General features: G+C 39.1%; 17 protein-coding genes. 14 read left to right on the forward strand and 3 right to left on the reverse strand.

Annotation, left to right across the window (positions count from 1 at the left end; translation table 11 throughout):
* Window positions 1-175 precede the first annotated feature (175 nt).
* From HZB59_02300 to HZB59_02315, 4 genes are all read left to right on the forward strand, one after another.
* Window positions 176-1,600, forward strand: a complete 1,425-nt coding sequence (locus HZB59_02300; GenBank protein MBI5020241.1) for a TldD/PmbA family protein — start codon at window positions 176-178, stop codon at window positions 1,598-1,600.
* The gene (locus HZB59_02305) at window positions 1,597-2,919 is read left to right on the forward strand and encodes a TldD/PmbA family protein (GenBank protein MBI5020242.1); all 1,323 of its coding nucleotides are present in this window, start codon (window positions 1,597-1,599) and stop codon (window positions 2,917-2,919) included. Before HZB59_02300 ends, HZB59_02305 begins: the two co-directional genes overlap by 4 nt.
* Window positions 2,920-2,958: 39 nt before the next feature.
* Window positions 2,959-3,324, forward strand: a complete 366-nt coding sequence (locus HZB59_02310; GenBank protein ID MBI5020243.1) for an endonuclease domain-containing protein — start codon at window positions 2,959-2,961, stop codon at window positions 3,322-3,324.
* 90 nt (window positions 3,325-3,414) lie between these two features.
* Window positions 3,415-4,659 carry a hypothetical protein gene (locus HZB59_02315; protein MBI5020244.1) on the forward strand — a complete coding sequence of 415 codons (1,245 nt, stop codon included), beginning with the start codon at window positions 3,415-3,417 and terminating at the stop codon, window positions 4,657-4,659.
* A gap of 76 nt (window positions 4,660-4,735) precedes the next feature.
* Here HZB59_02315 and HZB59_02320 read toward each other — a convergent pair whose 3' ends face one another.
* From HZB59_02320 to HZB59_02330, 3 genes are all read right to left on the reverse strand, one after another.
* Window positions 4,736-5,782 carry a hypothetical protein gene (locus HZB59_02320; protein MBI5020245.1) on the reverse strand — a complete coding sequence of 349 codons (1,047 nt, stop codon included), beginning with the start codon at window positions 5,780-5,782 and terminating at the stop codon, window positions 4,736-4,738.
* A gap of 162 nt (window positions 5,783-5,944) precedes the next feature.
* On the reverse strand, window positions 5,945-6,343 hold the full coding sequence (gene mce / locus HZB59_02325) for a methylmalonyl-CoA epimerase (protein MBI5020246.1): 399 nt from the start codon (window positions 6,341-6,343) through the stop codon (window positions 5,945-5,947).
* Complete coding sequence (locus HZB59_02330; protein MBI5020247.1) at window positions 6,340-8,004, reverse strand: methylmalonyl-CoA mutase family protein; 1,665 nt, start codon at window positions 8,002-8,004, stop codon at window positions 6,340-6,342. Before HZB59_02330 ends, mce begins: the two co-directional genes overlap by 4 nt.
* A gap of 283 nt (window positions 8,005-8,287) precedes the next feature.
* Here HZB59_02330 and HZB59_02335 point away from each other — a divergent pair, with 283 nt between their 5' ends.
* From HZB59_02335 to HZB59_02380, 10 genes are all read left to right on the forward strand, one after another.
* The gene (locus tag HZB59_02335) at window positions 8,288-9,217 is read left to right on the forward strand and encodes a sensor domain-containing diguanylate cyclase (protein ID MBI5020248.1); all 930 of its coding nucleotides are present in this window, start codon (window positions 8,288-8,290) and stop codon (window positions 9,215-9,217) included.
* A gap of 113 nt (window positions 9,218-9,330) precedes the next feature.
* Complete coding sequence (locus HZB59_02340) at window positions 9,331-9,510, forward strand: hypothetical protein (GenBank protein ID MBI5020249.1); 180 nt, start codon at window positions 9,331-9,333, stop codon at window positions 9,508-9,510.
* 151 nt (window positions 9,511-9,661) lie between these two features.
* A complete protein-coding gene (gene acnA / locus HZB59_02345; GenBank protein ID MBI5020250.1) occupies window positions 9,662-12,349 on the forward strand; it encodes an aconitate hydratase AcnA in 2,688 nt (895 codons plus the stop codon).
* Between the two features lie 6 nt (window positions 12,350-12,355).
* A complete protein-coding gene (locus HZB59_02350) occupies window positions 12,356-12,592 on the forward strand; it encodes a zinc ribbon domain-containing protein (GenBank protein MBI5020251.1) in 237 nt (78 codons plus the stop codon).
* 19 nt (window positions 12,593-12,611) lie between these two features.
* Window positions 12,612-12,995, forward strand: coding sequence for a DUF302 domain-containing protein (locus HZB59_02355; protein MBI5020252.1), 384 nt, complete (start codon window positions 12,612-12,614; stop codon window positions 12,993-12,995).
* Between the two features lie 115 nt (window positions 12,996-13,110).
* On the forward strand, window positions 13,111-13,962 hold the full coding sequence (htpX, locus tag HZB59_02360) for a zinc metalloprotease HtpX (GenBank protein ID MBI5020253.1): 852 nt from the start codon (window positions 13,111-13,113) through the stop codon (window positions 13,960-13,962).
* Window positions 13,963-14,008: 46 nt separating this feature from the next.
* Window positions 14,009-14,638 carry a hypothetical protein gene (locus HZB59_02365; GenBank protein MBI5020254.1) on the forward strand — a complete coding sequence of 210 codons (630 nt, stop codon included), beginning with the start codon at window positions 14,009-14,011 and terminating at the stop codon, window positions 14,636-14,638.
* Between the two features lie 19 nt (window positions 14,639-14,657).
* Entirely contained in the window at window positions 14,658-15,440 is a 783-nt protein-coding gene (gene bamD / locus HZB59_02370; protein MBI5020255.1) for an outer membrane protein assembly factor BamD, read from the forward strand.
* Between the two features lie 19 nt (window positions 15,441-15,459).
* Entirely contained in the window at window positions 15,460-15,948 is a 489-nt protein-coding gene (locus HZB59_02375) for an acyl-CoA thioesterase (protein MBI5020256.1), read from the forward strand.
* 11 nt (window positions 15,949-15,959) lie between these two features.
* On the forward strand, window positions 15,960-18,158 hold the full coding sequence (locus HZB59_02380; GenBank protein MBI5020257.1) for a VCBS repeat-containing protein: 2,199 nt from the start codon (window positions 15,960-15,962) through the stop codon (window positions 18,156-18,158).
* The last annotated feature ends 4 nt before the right edge of the window (window positions 18,159-18,162 follow it).

Raw genomic sequence — 18,162 nt, forward strand, 5'->3', positions numbered from 1 at the left:
CATTTTTATAATTTCACCGTATCAAAGATAGCCCAAAAATATCCACTAAAATATTTAATCAGGAGAATAATATATGACAGACATGAATCGTCGGGATTTCCTGAGGAAGAGTGGGGCAGGACTTGCTGCCGGAATTACATCGGCAATGTGGTTTGATTTGCTCGCTCATGGTAAAATCCCTCCGCCTTCTTCTGCATTCTTCGAAGAACGCTTCGGCGTCTCGCCGGAAGATATGAGGAAGATTTTGGAAATAGCTCTCTCAAAAGGAGGAGAGTTTTCTGAATTGTTTTTCGAGTACCGTGTTTTGAATTCTGTAAGGATGGAAGAAGATATAATTAAAGATTCATCCGAGAACATTTCTCTCGGTGTCGGTATCCGTGTTCTTAAAGGAGCCCAAACCGGTTATGGTTATACGGATGATCTATCTTTCGAGAAGATGAAACAGACAGCACTAACTGCCGCCGCAATCGCGGCAGGGATGTCGAAACTCTCGGTTGCTAATCTCACACAAAAATCGTCGAATCTACAAGTGTACGATTTGAAATCTCCGCTTAACGAGATGAGACTCGCTCCAAAAGTCGATCTTGTGAAAGAAGCATACGAGGCGGTTAAATCTTATGATTCACGTATCGTCAAAGCTCAAGCTTCATTGATGGATGAAATTCAATACGTTACTATTGCAAACAGCGAAGGATTGCTTATATCTGATGTTCGTCCCCAAGTGATGATGATGGCATCTGCGACTGCAGAAGATAAGGGAGTTCGAAATACAGGTTTCAAAACGGCGGGTGGCCGTTATGGACTTGGATTTTACCAGAACATTATGACCCCAAAAGAGGTTGGTAAGAAAGCCGCGCAAGACGCGATAACACTTCTTTCAGCAATTGATCCGCCGGCAGGCGAACAACCTGTCGTGTTAAGTTCGTATCAATCCGGTGTGATGATTCACGAAGCAGTCGGTCATCCGCTCGAAGCCGACGGCAATCGAAAGAAGACATCGATTATGTGGGATAAGTTAGGCAAGCAGGTTGCCAATCCCATCGTTACAATATATGACGATCCAACAATTCCAAACTATCGAGGAAGTCTTAATATCGATGATGAGGGAACGATCCCAACCAAAAAAATGCTGATCGAAAATGGAAAACTTGTAGGGTATCTGCAAGATCGTCTCTCCGCGAAATTAATGGGTATGGAATTAGATGGTCATGGACGCAGACAGACATATCAAAATAATCCGATCCCCCGTATGGGAAATACAGTATTGGCGCCAGGAGATGCGACTCCGGAAGATATAATCAAGTCAGTGAAAAAAGGTTTTTACGCAGAAACATATCAAGGTGGTCAAGTGAGTGATACGGGAAAGTTCACATTCTCTGTTAATATGGGTTACATGATTGAAGATGGAAAACTTACCAAGCCCGTAAAGAACGCAACACTGATTGGAACAAATGTGCAGATACTGAATGAAGTTGAGATGATAGCAAACGATACAGAATTCTTCCTCGGTACGTGCGGTAAAGATGGACAATCAGCAGCAGTGACAGCCGGTACACCAACACTCAAACTTCGTCAGATGACGGTAGGAGGTCGACAATGAAAAACGATAATCTCTTAAAATTAGCCGAAGATTTAGTTTCCCTTGGACGGAAAAAAGGTGCAAGTCAAATAGAAGTTTCAATCAGACAGGGAAGTGAGTTTTCTCTCGATGTTCGTGAAGGTGAAGTGGAACGATTGGTTGAAGCCGGTTCGAAAGGACTTTCACTTCGACTTTTTGTGGAAGGAAAGATGGCACGCGCAAGTTCTTCCGACCTTTCAAAAGAAACATTGGAAAAACTAGTTGAGAACGCTATCGAGCGGGCGAAACTTTCAAATTCCGATCCGCTTGCCGGTCTTCCTGAAAAGGAAGTGATATCCGTAGACGTAGAAAAATTGAAAATGTGGGACCCGGCCATTCTTGAACTTCTACCAGAGAAAAAAATCGCGGTAGCAATGGAGATCGAGAAAATCTGTTTATCCGATAAACGCGTTAAGAAGAGCTATGGCTCGTCTTATGGAACATATACCGGCGAAACATTTCTTGCCAACTCAAGCGGTTTCAGCGGTTCGTACAAACGGACTTCATGCTCATCAGGTGTTTACCTGCAATCGGGTGAAGAACCGAATCTTTTCGATGAAGGATGGAACGATTCTTCAAGAATTCTTAGTGAATTAGAATCTCCAGAAGAGATTGCAAAGAAAGCGATTCATAGAGTTACACGACTCATTGGCGGAAAGAAAGTTGATACGCAGAACGTACCGGTTGTGTTCGAATCACCGATGACTGCAAGTCTGCTGAGTTTCCTTTATAATTGCATTAACGGAAATAGCATTTATCTCAAGCAATCGTTCCTTGCCGGTAAAATCGGTGAGAAGATTGGAAGTGATCTCGTGACTGTAACTGATGATGGACTTATTCCCGGTGCCTCTGGTACAAAACCGTTCGATAGTGAAGGTGTTCCCACAAGAAAAACGGTTGTCATAGAAAATGGTGTTCTTAAAAATTACCTGATGGATACTTACGCCGGTAAAAAATTAAATTTAAAATCTACCGGTAACAGTGCAGGTGCGAACAATTTCTATCTGTCACCCGGCAAATCTACGCCCGAAGAAATTATCAAATCGGTTGATAAAGGATTATTCCTGACAGGCACAATAGGATTCGGTTTGGTGCCAACGACCGGTGATATTTCCCGCGGTGCGTACGGTTTATGGATTGAGAAAGGCGAACTGACATATCCGGTTTCGGAAATTACATTCTCAGGAAATCTAGGTCAACTTTTAAAAGGTATCGAGATGGTTGGTAACGATGTGAAATTTAAAGATTCCATCACTGGTCCGACTATCAAAGTTGCCGAGATGACTGTGGGTGGAAAGTAACCCTCACCCTATAATCCCTCTCCCGCGTGCGGGAGAGGGATGTTAAACAGCATTATGTCTGCGTATCCACATTATATTATCGATGTTGCGCGGCAGTTGCGTAAGAGATCCACAATTCCAGAGAAATTATTGTGGGAACGATTACGCCGACATCAACTTGATGGATTGAAGTTTAAACGCCAGCATCATATCGGGAGGTACGTCGTCGATTTCTTTAGTGAAAAGTTGAATCTTATTGTTGAGTTAGAAGGTGGTATTCACGAGAAAGATAATCAGAAAGAATATGATGAAGTGAGGTTCGAAGAATTAATATCACGTGGATTCAAGATATTGAGAATAAAAAATGATGAAGTCATCAATAATATTGAAAATGTTTTGAAGAAGATTTTAAAGTTTAAGCAGTGACCCTCTCCCGTGTACGGGAGAGGGATGTCGTCGACGAAGTCGAGGACAAGGAGAGGGTAGAAACATACAATAAAAGGAAACATATTTATTATGCCAGATACTAAAATACATGATGTTCTCAACCGTACCGCTGAATCATACGTTAAACTCGTTCTGTCGGTTGGTCAGCACGACGGAAGTTATGTGGATGCTTATTACGGACCGGTAGATTATCTTCAGGAAGTAAAATCTGAGAGGCGCACACTCCCTGAAATAAAATCATCGGCTGAAAATGCAATAGCGGAATTGAAGTCACTTGATTGCGCACGGGAAGAAGAAATCGTTCAGTTACGATGGCAGTATCTTAAAACGCAGTTACAGTCGCTGATAGCACGCGTTGAGATGTTGGAAGGGAGGAAGTATTCATTCGACGAAGAAGCGAAAGCATTATACGATGCAAATCCACCTTCGTACCCGGAGAGTCATTTTCAGAAAATTATTTCTGAGATGAATGAATTATTACCCGGTGATGGATCGGTGAGCGAGAGATATGACCAGTTTAAAAAAGAATTTATCATTCCTAAAGATAAATTAGATTCAGTCTTTAAGGCAGCAATTACCGAGTGCCGCCAACGGACGAAAGAATATATTGAGCTTCCTGAAAATGAAAGCTTTACAATCGAGTATGTAAACGACAAACCTTGGAGCGGATATAATTGGTACAAGGGCGGTGGATTTAGCTTGATTCAAATGAATACTGATCTGCCGATTTACATCGATCGTGCAGTTGATCTTGCCGCGCACGAAGGTTATCCCGGACATCATGTCTATAACTTTTTGCTTGAAAGTATTCTCTACAAAAAATACGGATGGGTGGAGGCATCGGTTTATGCTTTGTTCAGTCCGCAATCTTTGATTGCAGAAGGTACGGCAAATTTCGGTATCGATGTGGTTCTGCCCGGAAAAGATAGAATTGAATTTGAAAAAAAGATTTTATTTCCCATCGCCGGTATGGATAGCAATAAAACCGAAAGTTATTACCAAATCCATGAGCTGTTTTTAAAGTTAGGATATGCCGGTAACGAAGCCGCACGAGGTTATCTCAACGATACAATGACACGCGATGAAGCGGCGATATGGCTTGTGAAGTACGCGCTCATGTCACCTGACCGCGCGCTACAACGCACGCGCTTTTTTGATACTTACCGCAGTTACGTGATTAACTATAATCTCGGACAGGATTTGGTGAAGCGGTATATCGAGAAGTGCGGCGGCACACCCGATAAACCCCAAAAAAGATGGGAAGAATTTAAGAAATTGATTTCATCACCGAGGTTGCCGTCGGGGTTGGTATGATGTTGTGTGGCAATACGCTTGGATTGAGGAACATTTAAGTATTAGGCAAAATCGTTGTATTTATTCTCATCATGTTCTATGGATTAATAATCTTGATCGGGACGAGAACCCATACAGCATAACATTTTGCATCTAACATTGCGGATTTGAATTTCCATTTCTTCAATTTATTACAAGCATGATCATTAAATAATGAATTGCTGCTTGCAAATGCAAAAGACTTCTCGACAATCCCCGTTTTGGAAATTAATACCTTTACCAAAACAATATCTGTAGAATCATTCGGTCGCTGTTCAACCAAGGGCACAGGAATTCGATGATTGATAGTATCTAAGTTATTATTAATGGTAGTAGTATCTTTTATGAAATCCTCAATTCCTGAATATATTTTTTTTGTGCTAACAATTGGGATGGGGGGTTTGTCTACAGGAACAAATTCTGGAGGACCAGGAGAGTAATAATTTGTAATATAAGAAGTACCCCAAAAACCAAGTGTGTCGTCTACAATGGAGCTCTCTGGAGAATCAGATTTGGTAATTTCCGATTGAATTTCATTAACATCCCATTCTAGACCATCACCAATACTAGATAATAATTTGTGGCAATTATTATCGCCCAGATAAGCCGCACGGCGGCATGATGATAACCAGGAAATGCTGTCGTTTAGCTTTTGATAAATTTCTGTTATAAGTAACCAGGTTTGAACGTAATCAGGTTTCAGCGTGATACATTTTTTTGCTAAAGAAAGTGCTTGATCGATATTACCAGTTTTGGAAACGTATTTTGCCATCTGATGATAGGTGTATGGAATTGTTGTTGTATTTTCGATGGCTTTTCGATAATAATAGATTGATATTGTATCAATATTTAGCATCTGATAGCAATAGCCGCAGGCAGAATACAAATCTCCTAAATATTTCTTATTGATATCCTTATTATCTCTAATGTAGTTATCTAATATCGATATAGCTGTGTGATATTCTTTTGCTTGGATTATAGTTCTGACTCGGTGAATAAGTGCTGAATCCTGGGAGAACAAAAGATTATAACTCATCAATAATGATAGGCAAACGTATCGGAAGGTCATCATGATATGAATGCAAGCTCGTTTATTAATTACCATATGTGTCCCATTTTAATCTCTGAAGAATATAAACCTTGGTCTGGTGAAAGTCAAAAAAGTCCCTGCGTCATGCTGAACTTGTTTCAGCATCTATACAAGGCTAGCAGGTTTGCTGCGTTTAGATTCCGAAACAAGTTCGGAAAGATGGATTTCCTTAGTTTTTTACTCACACAACTCTATCAACACACCACCTGTTGATTTTGGATGGAGGAAGGCAATATTTAAGTCCTCACCACCTTTACGAGGTTGTTTATCAATCAATTGAACGCCTTTAGATTCCATCTCCTCCAGCGAAGATTCAACATTGTCAACAGCAAACGCGATATGGTGAATGCCTTCGCCTTTCTTCTCTATGAACTTCGCGATTGGACCATCCGGCTCAGTCGATTCTAATAATTCAATCTTTGTTTGTCCGACGTTGAAAAAAGCGGTTTTTACTTTCTGGTCTCGTACCTCTTCGATGGCATAGCATTTCAATCCAAAAACATTCTCATAGAATTTGATTGATGCTTGCAGGTCTTTCACCGCAATGCCAATATGTTCGATGTGTGTTGGTTTCATGCTATAATGCTCTCCTGATATTCTCCAAATACTTCTCGCAGTGTGTTGCATATTTCTCCGATACTCGCATAACTCCGCACAGCATCGATGATTGGCGGCATAAGATTCTCATCACTCGAAGCTGCGGATTTTAATTTTGCGAGTTTTGTTTTCACTTCTGCATTGTTTCTCTCCGAGCGCACTTTGTTGAGAAACTTGATTTGTTCTTCCGGCACTTTCATATCGATCTTTAAAGTTTTCGGTGGTTTTTCTTCTTTAACCTGATATTTATTCACTCCAACTACTATCCGTTTTCCGGATTCAATTTCCTGCTGATAACGGTAAGCCGATTTTTGGATTTCAGCTTGCACATATCCTTTTTCGATTGCCTCAGTCATTCCACCCATCGCATCGATTCGATTTATATAATCTTCGGCTTCTTTCTCGATCTGATCCGTCAGAGCTTCGATGTAATACGAGCCGGCAAGCGGATCGATTGTATTTGTAACTCCACTCTCATGAGCAACGATCTGCTGTGTGCGAAGTGCAATCTGTACTGAATCTTCCGTTGGAAGAGCTAGCGCCTCATCGCGCGAGTTTGTATGCAAACTTTGCGTCCCGCCTAAAACCGCCGCAAGTGTTTGAATTGTTACACGGACGATGTTGTTATCAATTTGCTGAGCGGTTAAAGTTGAACCGGCAGTTTGAGTATGAAACCGAAGCATCATCGATTTTGGCTCTTTTGCATTAAAACGTTCTTTCATAATTCTGGCCCAAAGCCGACGGGAGGCACGATACTTTGCAACCTCTTCTAGCAAATCGTTGTGTGCATTGAAGAAGAACGAGAGCTGTCCGGCAAAATCATCAACATTCAATCCGGCTTTGATTGCGGTATCAACATAAGCAACTCCATCCGCAAGTGTAAACCCAACTTCCTGTGCGGCGGTTGAGCCGGCTTCTCTGATGTGATAGCCGGAAATTGAAATCGTATTCCATTTCGGAATTTCCTTCGAACAGTATTTAAAAATATCTGTCACCAACCTCATCGATGGTTTCGGAGGGAAGATGTAAGTGCCCCGCGCAATGTACTCTTTCAAAATATCATTCTGAATCGTTCCGCTTATTTTATCTTTGCTAACTCCTTGCTTTTCTGCAACTGCAATGTACATTGCAAGCAGAACAGAAGCGGGGGCGTTAATCGTCATAGATGTAGAAACTTTATCAAGCGGAATCTTATCGAACAAGATTTCCATATCTGCCAATGTATCAATTGCAACGCCGACTTTTCCAATCTCACCGTTAGCAATCGGTGCATCACTGTCGTATCCGATTTGTGTCGGTAGATCGAATGCTACAGACAATCCTGTCTGCCCTTGAGATAGAAGGTAGCGATATCGTGCGTTCGATTCCCGAGCGGTACCGAATCCGGCGTATTGCCGCATCGTCCATAACTTTCCGCGATACATCGTCGGCTGTGTACCGCGCGTGAATGGATATTCACCCGGATACCCGATCGTATTCTCATAAGAATTCAGATCAACATCAAATGGAGTATAAAGCGGTTTAATTTTATCTTCACTGATAGTTGTATCATTCTCCTGCTTTTTACCTTTGTGTAACGCTGGGATGTAAAGATTCGATTCCCAATCTTTTAATCTGTTTTTCGGTTTATTCTTTTCCATAAATTTCAAATAAATTAGATCGTATTGCTCGTCTTGAATTCATATAGAATATATAGGTTTTGATTGATTTCCAAATTATTTAAGTTGATTTTTGTTGAGGATTCATCTATATTTCCGATGATACTAAACGGAACTTGTTGATTGAATACCGTCTTGAATGGTTCATATTTTCGGGTGTTACCGTTATCAAATCCCATCTTCCAATGGAATACCGAATATTCATCCCTTTTTCTAAATAAATACAAGATATTTTGCATCAATTTTAATAATCAGTGGAGGTCTCATGATTATCGATAAAGAATTAATTTTAAAGTCGACCAGTAACATTATACGACTGATGAAATCGACTGCACATCATGAACGTATATTTCATGAGATAATTATTCTATCGAGTACTGTGTTGAAATGCAGATCATGCGCATTCGTTATAATAAATCCCAAGACAGAATACCTGAACATTGTCACCAGTCATGGGTTATCGCATTTATTCGTAAAAGATTATCAGAGTAAAATTGCAACATCCGCGATAGGTCGTTTGCTTTGGACCGGTAAACCAATTTTGATGAAAGATAATTCCGGTGATCCGGTGTTAGCCGATGAAATTAAGTTGGAATATCCTTTCGGTTCATGCGTTATTGTTCAGGTAGCTATTCATCAAAAGACACTTGGATTCTTATTCGCCGATAGCGAAAATAAAAATTATTTCCAGGAAGAGGATGTGGAAATATTCCAGTTGCTGGCAGATATCGCGGCGATATCGTATTACAAATTTCTGATTTGTGAAGAGAATTTACGCCTCGACAACTTCGATCACGATCTTGAAATTGAAAAATATCATTCTTTCTTGTCGCGCCTGAACGATGTCGTGAAGAAAAGTGAGAAGCTGAACATCCCGATTAGCGCAATAGCGTTGGATGTTGATAATTTTAAGATCATCACGAATACTTATGGATCGGAGGTAGGGACTCTTGTGCTCAAAGATATCGTGAAAATTGTTCATGAAGAATTGGAGGGAATATTTCATGTAGGGAGATTCGGATTCGATGAAATTATCGTGATGATAGAAGACTGTCCGCTCGAGAGTGCAATCAGGTATTCGCGCAATATCGTTGAACGAATCGATAAACACAAATTTACAAAACAAAATATATTATCAACCGTGAGTATAGGTATAGCGAATATATCGAGGAACGCTTCTACTGCCGAGGGTTGATAGTCTGCTTAAAGAATGCGTTATTCGAAGCCCAGAGGACGGGGAAAAATAAAATCTTTTATTATGATAAAGAATTATACAGATGATATTACTCATCTCAGGAGAAATGATCTATGAAAATATCAAAGGATAAAAAAAGTAAAATAACGAAGGGTGAAAATGTTGAAGATAATAAGAATAAATTATTGAGACATAAAATTCGAACTTTAGAAAAACAAATCTCCAAATGTGAAGACCAGATAAAGGTACTTCGAATAAAACTCCAGCGTGGCATTCAAGATTTATCTTCCTGAAGGGTGTTTATCCCGTCATTTGTCGTCAAGAAATTACGAAAACCAAATCTGCCGAATAAAAATATTATTTTCATTCAACGTTTTTTATTCTTGCCAAAAATATTTAAATTAGTCAAACAAAAATATCAACATGCAATAATCGGAGAATCTGATGAGCAAGAACAGCTTTAACACTAAGAAATTAATGGCGTTTGGGAAGAAAAACTATACAATATACTCATTAAGCCAACTATCCAAGAACATCGATCGGTTTCCATTTTCTATCAAGATTCTGCTGGAAAATTTGTTGAGGCATGAAGATGGGATAAATGTACGGGCAAAAGATATCGAGGCGTTGGTGAATTGGAATCCGAAAGAACAATCGGATAAGGAAATATCTTTTATGCCCGCACGTGTATTGCTGCAAGATTTTACCGGAGTTCCTTGCGCAGTTGATTTAGCAGTTATGCGCGATGCAATGGTTGAGATGGGTGGCGATCCGAAAAAAATCAATCCATTGCAGTCGGTTGACTTAGTTATCGATCATTCTGTCCAGGTTGATTATAATGGCTCTCCTGATGCCTTTAAGAAGAATACCGAACTTGAATATCAAAGAAACAAAGAGCGATACACATTTTTAAGATGGGCACAACAAGCGTTTAAAAATTTCAGGGTTGTTCCACCCGAAACAGGAATTATTCATCAGGTGAATTTAGAGTATTTAGCTCAGGTCGTTTTTACGAAAGAGGTGGATGGAATAGAATATGCTTATCCGGATACTCTTGTTGGTACAGATTCTCATACAACCATGATCAATGGTTTGGGTGTTTTGGGTTGGGGAGTTGGCGGGATTGAAGCAGAAGCAGCGATGCTCGGACAATCGAGTGCCATGTTAATTCCACAGGTTGTCGGATTCAAAATTTATGGTAATCCAAAACCCGGAATAACTGCCACGGATATCGTTCTGACCGCAACTCAACTGTTGCGGAAAAAAGGTGTGGTAGGAAAGTTTGTTGAATTCTTTGGTCCCGGAATTGATTCACTGAGTTTAGCAGATCGTGCAACTCTTGCCAACATGGCACCGGAGTACGGCGCAACGATGGGTTATTTCCCTGTCGATCAGGAAACTTTAAACTATTTAAAATTCACAGGTAGAAGTAACGAACAAATAACTCTCATAGAATCTTACTGCAAGGAGCAGGGATTATTCCGCGACAATTCAATGCCGGATCCGATATTTTCAGATACACTCGAGCTTGATCTTTCAACAGTTGAGCCAAGTCTCGCAGGTCCAAAGCGCCCGCACGATCGTGTTTCATTAACTGCCGTAAAAACCGGCTTTCGTTCTGAACTTGCAAAAATGTTGGAGCCGAAAGGAATAAAAGTTGATGGAACTCTTCGCTCTGCTTCGGTACAAAATAACGGTTCATCCTTCAACCTTGGTGATGGATCAGTGGTTATTGCTGCTATCACAAGCTGTACTAATACATCCAATCCCTCAGTACTCGTTGCGGCTGGATTGGTTGCGAAGAAAGCAGTTGCTCTCGGTTTAAAATCGAAACCATGGGTGAAAACAAGTTTAGCTCCGGGTTCGAAAGTTGTGACTGATTATTTGAATAAAGCACAGTTAACCGAGCCGTTGAACAAACTTGGTTTCAATCTTGTGGGATATGGATGTACAACATGTATAGGCAATAGCGGACCTTTACCGGAACATCTGGTTAAAAGTATACAAGAAAACGACTTCGTGGCAGTTGCCGTTTTATCGGGCAACCGGAATTTTGAGGGCAGAGTTCATGCGAACGTGAAAGCGAATTATCTTGCCTCGCCGCCATTAGTGGTTGCATATGCAATTGCAGGCACCATAGATATCGATTTCCAAAACACTCCGATCGGATTGTCGGATAACGGTAAGGAAATATTTTTGAAAGATATTTGGCCCACCACCGAAGAAATCAACGCAACAGTAAAATCTTCTATCGGCTCCGACATGTTTATAAAACAATATTCAAATGTTTTTGAGGGTGATAATCATTGGAAAAATCTTCAAGTACCTTCGGGCGACAGGTTCACGTGGGATCAAAATTCAACATATATTAAAGCAGCACCGTATTTTGAAAAAATGCCAAAGGCACATGCGGATTTAAAAGATATTCGGAATGCGAGAGTTCTCGCTATGTTTGCTGACTCCATTACTACAGATCACATTTCTCCGGCAGGATCAATTTCAGCCAAAGGACCTGCAGGAAAATATCTCAACACACTCGGAATCGAGCAGAAAGATTTCAACCAGTATGGAGCGCGTCGCGGAAATCATGAGATAATGATGCGCGGAACATTCGCCAACATCCGGCTTAAAAATCTTCTCGTGCCGGGAGTTGAAGGTGGAGTTACAATTCATCCTTCATCAAAAGAACCAATGAGCATATTCGATGCGGCGATGAAATATAAAAACGATGGAGTGTCACAGATAATCATTGCGGGCAAAGAGTATGGATCAGGATCTTCGCGCGATTGGGCGGCGAAAGGTCCGAAACTTTTAGGCGTCAACGCTGTCATTGCCGAAAGTTATGAAAGAATCCATCGAAGCAATTTGATAGGAATGGGAATACTTCCGTTGCAATTTGAACCGGGACAAAATCGAGAATCGTTGCTTCTAACCGGATTTGAATTATATGATATCGAAGGTATCGTTGATAATCTCGCCCCGGGTAAAAAAATGAAAATAACGGTTAAGCAAGATGAAAAAAGAATTAAGACATTCAGTGCGATATGCCGTCTCGATACTCCGATGGAAGTTGAGTATTATAAGAACGATGGAATACTTCATTATGTTCTGCGATCATTATTAAAGAAATAATCTGCCATGCCAATATTAGAATATGAATGCATAGGATGTGGAACGAGGTACGAAGTATTCCACTTCACTCGCGAAAAAGAAGAAGACATTGTTTGCCCGGATTGTAATTCAACAAAATATAAAAAGATGATCTCGGTTCCTTCCATCAATTCTCGCATCAAATCAGATACATCCAGCAACGCACCCGCGTGTAAATATGCGAATACAAGTATGTGCCATGGAAATTGTGATTCAATGGAATAAATTTTGAAGGAAAGATAAAATGAAGTACGGGTTTTCAAAAAAGGTAGATTTGTCATTCGAATCTGCCATCGAGAAAGTAACTTCCGAATTAAAGAAGGAAGGCTTTGGAATTTTAACCACGATCGATGTTAAAGAAACTTTGAAGAATAAACTCAATGTCGATTTTCCAAGATACAAAATACTCGGCGCGTGCAATCCGCCATTAGCTCATCAAGCGCTTTTGAATGACGATCAAATCGGTCTTCTGCTTCCATGCAATGTAATCGTCTATGAAAAAGAGAATCAAATTCATGTAAGCATCTTTGATCCGCTGATGTTATCGAGGATAACCGAAAATAGCAGCATGAATGAGATGGCAGAGAATGTAAAAATGAAATTAGAACGCGTTTTGCAGGCAGTTTAAAATTTAATTCAAAAAATGATAAAAAGGAATCCTCACAAAGTGGTGAAGATTCCTTTTTTGTTATTTACCTAAAATTTACCTAAATTTTTTTAAAGATTAATAGGATTATTTGATTATGAACACGATGAAAACAGTCATTCTTATGACCGCTATAATGGTTCTGCTGATTCTGGTAGGATCATTCGTTGGTGGTGAGCAGGGAATGATAATGGCGTTTGTTATATCTTTATTGATGAATTTTGGCGCATACTGGTTCTCCGATAAAATTGTTTTGATGATGTACAAAGCAAAAGAAGTAACCGAAGCAGACGCACCAAAACTATTTTCTATGGTAACGAGAGTGGCAACTCAGGCACAGCTTCCCATGCCGCGGGTATACATCATACCGGGAGAAACTCCTAACGCCTTTGCAACAGGTCGAAATCCGGAGAATGCCGCGGTAGCAGTTACCGAAGGAATTATGCGCACACTTAGTGATGATGAATTGGAGGGAGTTCTTGCACACGAATTTGCTCATATCAAACACCGCGATATATTGACCGGAACGATTGTGGCTACACTTGTTGGTACAATAACATTCATTGCACGGATGGCAGGTTGGTCAATGATGTTTGCTGGAAGAGGAAGTGATCGCCGCGATTCAAACGGTTTAGCTGAGCTCGCGCTTCTCATAATCGCTCCGATTGCAGCAATGCTGATACAACTTGCGATTTCAAGATCGCGCGAATTTGCGGCAGATGAAGGTGCGGCGAGAATGTCAGGGCGACCATTATCTTTGGCAAATGCTTTGCAAAAATTAGAAAAGGGAGTAGAGCGCCTGCCGATGAGCGGTGTATCTCCTGCATCAGCGCATATGTTTATCGTCAATCCATTGCGCGCAGGTGGAGTTATGAAGTTATTCTCGACTCATCCTCCCATTTCAGAGAGAATTGAACGACTTGAAAATATCGCACGAGGCGGTATATAATTAAACTGCTTCTCCAATTTCAATTGAAAGATCTGAAAAGAATAATATGCCTAAAAGTGTAATATTCATTTTTATATCTTGCCTGTCATATTTCACAGCGCCAGCGCAGCAGGAAAAATCATCAAGTATACCATATTCAAATTTAAAAATGATTGAAAATGGTGTAGCACTTATTATCGATTCAGTATTCACTCATAATCAGATTCCTCAACAACGTGCTGTTTTTCTCTCAACAGAAGCGTTTGAATATAATTGGATACCGAAACAAGCTGTCTCGAATATTCTGAAAGAAAAAGGTCATTCTATTTACGAGGATAAGGTTGATTCAGCACTATCGTTGAGGATCAGTAGTTTTAAATCGGATATTATTTATGGATCTCAATTCCGTGAAAGTTTATTCGGTCAATCAAAAACTGAAAGACAGATTCAGATTCAGGTCGGTTTTTCTCTGACTGATAATAACTCAAAAGAAATTTTACTCAATTCGTTATTTCAATCGATGGTCAGGGACACGATATTTGCAAATATGATTTCTATCGTCGAAGACAAATCAATCCCACTAACAATTGCACCTTTACCGTCCGGGAATTATTTAGACCGGTTAATTGAACCGATTTTGATTCTAGGGGCAACTGGCGCGGCTGTGTATCTTTTCTATCATGTAAGAACAAAATAAATATTTTATGAAAATAAATATGAACAAAATAACAGTCTTATCCTTGAACATTATAACAATGTTCTTACTCACTTCTTGTTCTTCATCCGATGTCACCAAATCAATCACTGCCGATGAACGGTTCGAGATGGGTAAAAAGTTATTCGATGATGAGGATTATTTAGAAGCGATACACGAATTTGAAATAGTGAAAATTCAATTTCCGGGAAGCACTGTTGCGGACGATGCCCAATATTATCTCGCCGAATCACGTTACAAGATGGAAGAATATTTACTTGCCGCGCAGGAATATCAGGAATTAACAAGGAATATGTCTGCAAGCTCGTTTATTCCGCTTGCACAATTTAAAGTCGGTATGTGCTATTATAATCTTTCCCCATCATCATCGTTGGATCAGCAATACACCCACCGTGCAATAGATGAATTTCAATCTTTTATCGAATATCATCCGACTCACGAATTAGCTCAGGAAGCTACGGCGAACATAAAAAAGCTAAATGAGAATCTTGCTAAAAAATTGTATGAGACTGCTGAATTATACATGAATATGGAATATTACAAATCCGCAACAATCTATTTCAACAACGTGATCGAGAAATTCCACGACACACCTTTTGCGGAAAACGCTTATCTGGGAAAAGTTCGTGCATTGATTCTCCGTAAAAAATATTCCGATGCCGGTAAAGAAATCAATAAATATTTTGAAAAATATCCGAGTGGATTGATGAAAAATGCTGCGGAAAATCTCAAAAAACAGATTGATGGAGAATTAGAGTCAAATAAATCTAACCATAACCAATAATTATACGGCATCCGATATTATGAAAACCATTTCAAAAAATAAACGCTTTGTCAAAGCATCTCAGGTAGAAATGACACAACTTGTACTGCCGAACGATACGAATCAACTCGGTAACTTATTGGGCGGACGCTTGATGGAATGGATTGATATTGCTGCGGCAATCGCGGCACAGCGTCATTCAAACCGCGTTTGTGTAACCGCCGCACTGGATAATCTGGTGTTTCATCATCCGATCCATTTAGGAGAAGTAGTAACACTTCAGGCATCTGTAAACCGCGTGTTTTCCACTTCGATGGAAGTGGGAGTTAAGGTGATCGCGGAAAATCAGTTGACATCAGATCGGAGGATTACCAATACGGCATATCTTACTTTTGTTGCAGTGGACGATCATGGTAAATCTGTTAAAGTGTCGCCGATAAATCCCCAAACCGTGGATGAAAGAAAACGGTATAAAGAAGCTCTCGTTCGTAGAGATTCTCGCCTTCTTAAAAAAACACAACAAAGGTAAGCGCTCACTTAGTGTTTAATTCTTACTTCCATAAATCATTTAAAATAATCTTTTTTCTCTTTATTATCATCAACATTATTTATCCGCAAGATAAAAAAGAAAGTGAATATTATCATGAAACATTCGGTATCGTTTATGATTATAAAACACAAACGTCTCCATTGAAATTGATCAAAGGTGATTTTAATGGAGATGGGTGGGACGATATTTCCGTAATTGGAAATGATCAATTGAAAATATTTTATCAAAATAATGATTCGTTGGAATTGAACTATTCGATCATTAATTTTTCTGAGCGCATCATAGATGGCGCGATATCAAAACTCCAAAAAGATATATTCCCGATCTTTGTTATCGGTACAACCGAACCCTTCAAAATTCGGTGTTATTATCCGCTTAATTTAAATAAAAAGAAAATACTGTGGAAAACCATACTCAATGAACCGCTCGAGAATATAGTACTGAATGATTTGGATGGAGATAAAAAAACAGACATTCTATTATTCGGCCGTAAACAATTGGGAATTACATATTATCGCGGCAATGGTGACGGGACATTTAAAAAACCGCTCCGGTTATTTAACGATTATTCATTTAATAATATTTCAGTCGCACGATTGCACGACGGTGGAATGCCGGATTTTGTAGCATCAAGCTGGCTAACAAACCAAATTCTGATTTACGCAAATAACGGAAATTTGCAATTCAGCCCTCCATATATCATTGATGTTGCGGCTGAAACGGATAATATTATTGCCGCTGACATTGATAACGATAATTACATAGATCTTTTAACCTCAAGTTCAATCGAAAATACAGTATATCTCTACAGAGGAGATTTTGGTGGTGGATTTCTTCCTAGGGGAACAAAATCGATTAAAAGTTTTCCGACAAAAATTGAAATTGCTGATTGCAATAACGATGGAGTGAGAGACATTGTTGTCGGAAGTTCAACTTCTAAGAATATCACGGTTTTTCTTTGCGATAAAAGAGGAAACTTTGTTGAAGAGATTCCTATTGGTGGTGGAGAATCTATCTCAGATATGATTACTTTCCGAAATACAAAATCATCCTCGAATAATTTGGCAATTCTGGATGCATCCAACTGTAAATTAAAAGTGTTTTATAATGTAGCAATTCAGCGAAGATATTCTGAAAACATCAATTACGCTGTTGGAGTGAAACCTGTATACCTATGCGTAGAAGATATTGATAATGACAGATTGTTGGATATTATTGTTTCTAATAATGAGTCAAAATCAATTTCACTTTTTATTAACTCTAGTACAAAAGGAATAAACGGACAAATTGCATATGATATGCCTGGACATCCGTCTGCACTAAATATTTGTCGAAATAAAGATAATAATGTAGTAATAGTAACTTCAGATTATGATGAATTTAAAATTCTAATATCTGAAATAAATATGTTATCATTCTCTTCAAAATCATCAACATTTATAACGCACAATAAATCGATTATATTAAATACTTTTTCAGGTACAAAATCTGAACCACTAAGGATATTTTGTTTACAGGAGATTCCGAAAAATAAATCGTTATCATTTGTCCTCTATCAACGCTTACAGCGTGAAATGTTTATTGAGAAAGTTATGAATCCAGTTCCATGCGAAATTTTGAAAGATTTAACATTTGTAGGTAGGGGTAAAAACATAATTTATGCATCGCTTGTATCGGCTAAGAACAGGATTGATTTATATCATTCAAGATTTACTACTGATGAAGAAATATCAATAGGGAAATTATTCTTTACAATAGATAGCGTTCAAGATTGTTCCCTTAAGTTATATTCAGTTAGATTGAATGATGATGAAATAGATGATTTGGTTGTTTCACTTGGAGAACCAGAAAATAAACTTTATATTTTTTATGGAACAAAAGACAAATTTAAAGATATTTCTAAAAATCAAGTCGATGTAATATTGAATAAAAATGAATCTGCCGGTATCCAATTTTATGATCTGGATAATAACGGTTTAAACGATATAACATATTTGAATAATAAAACTAAAGCTATCGACGTTCGATTCGCCGAAAAAGATGGCACATTCGGTAATCCTCGCCAGATTAAATCAGTGGGCGAAATATCGGATTATAAATTTACCGATTTGAACAACGATAGTTTACCTGAACTTTTACTGACAGATTCTAAAAACAGTTTGTTGAAAATAATTCGATTGAAAGATTAAAAAT

The organism is Ignavibacteriales bacterium (genome assembly GCA_016214905.1).
GTDB lineage: Bacteria > Bacteroidota > Ignavibacteria > UBA10030 > SZUA-254 > PNNN01.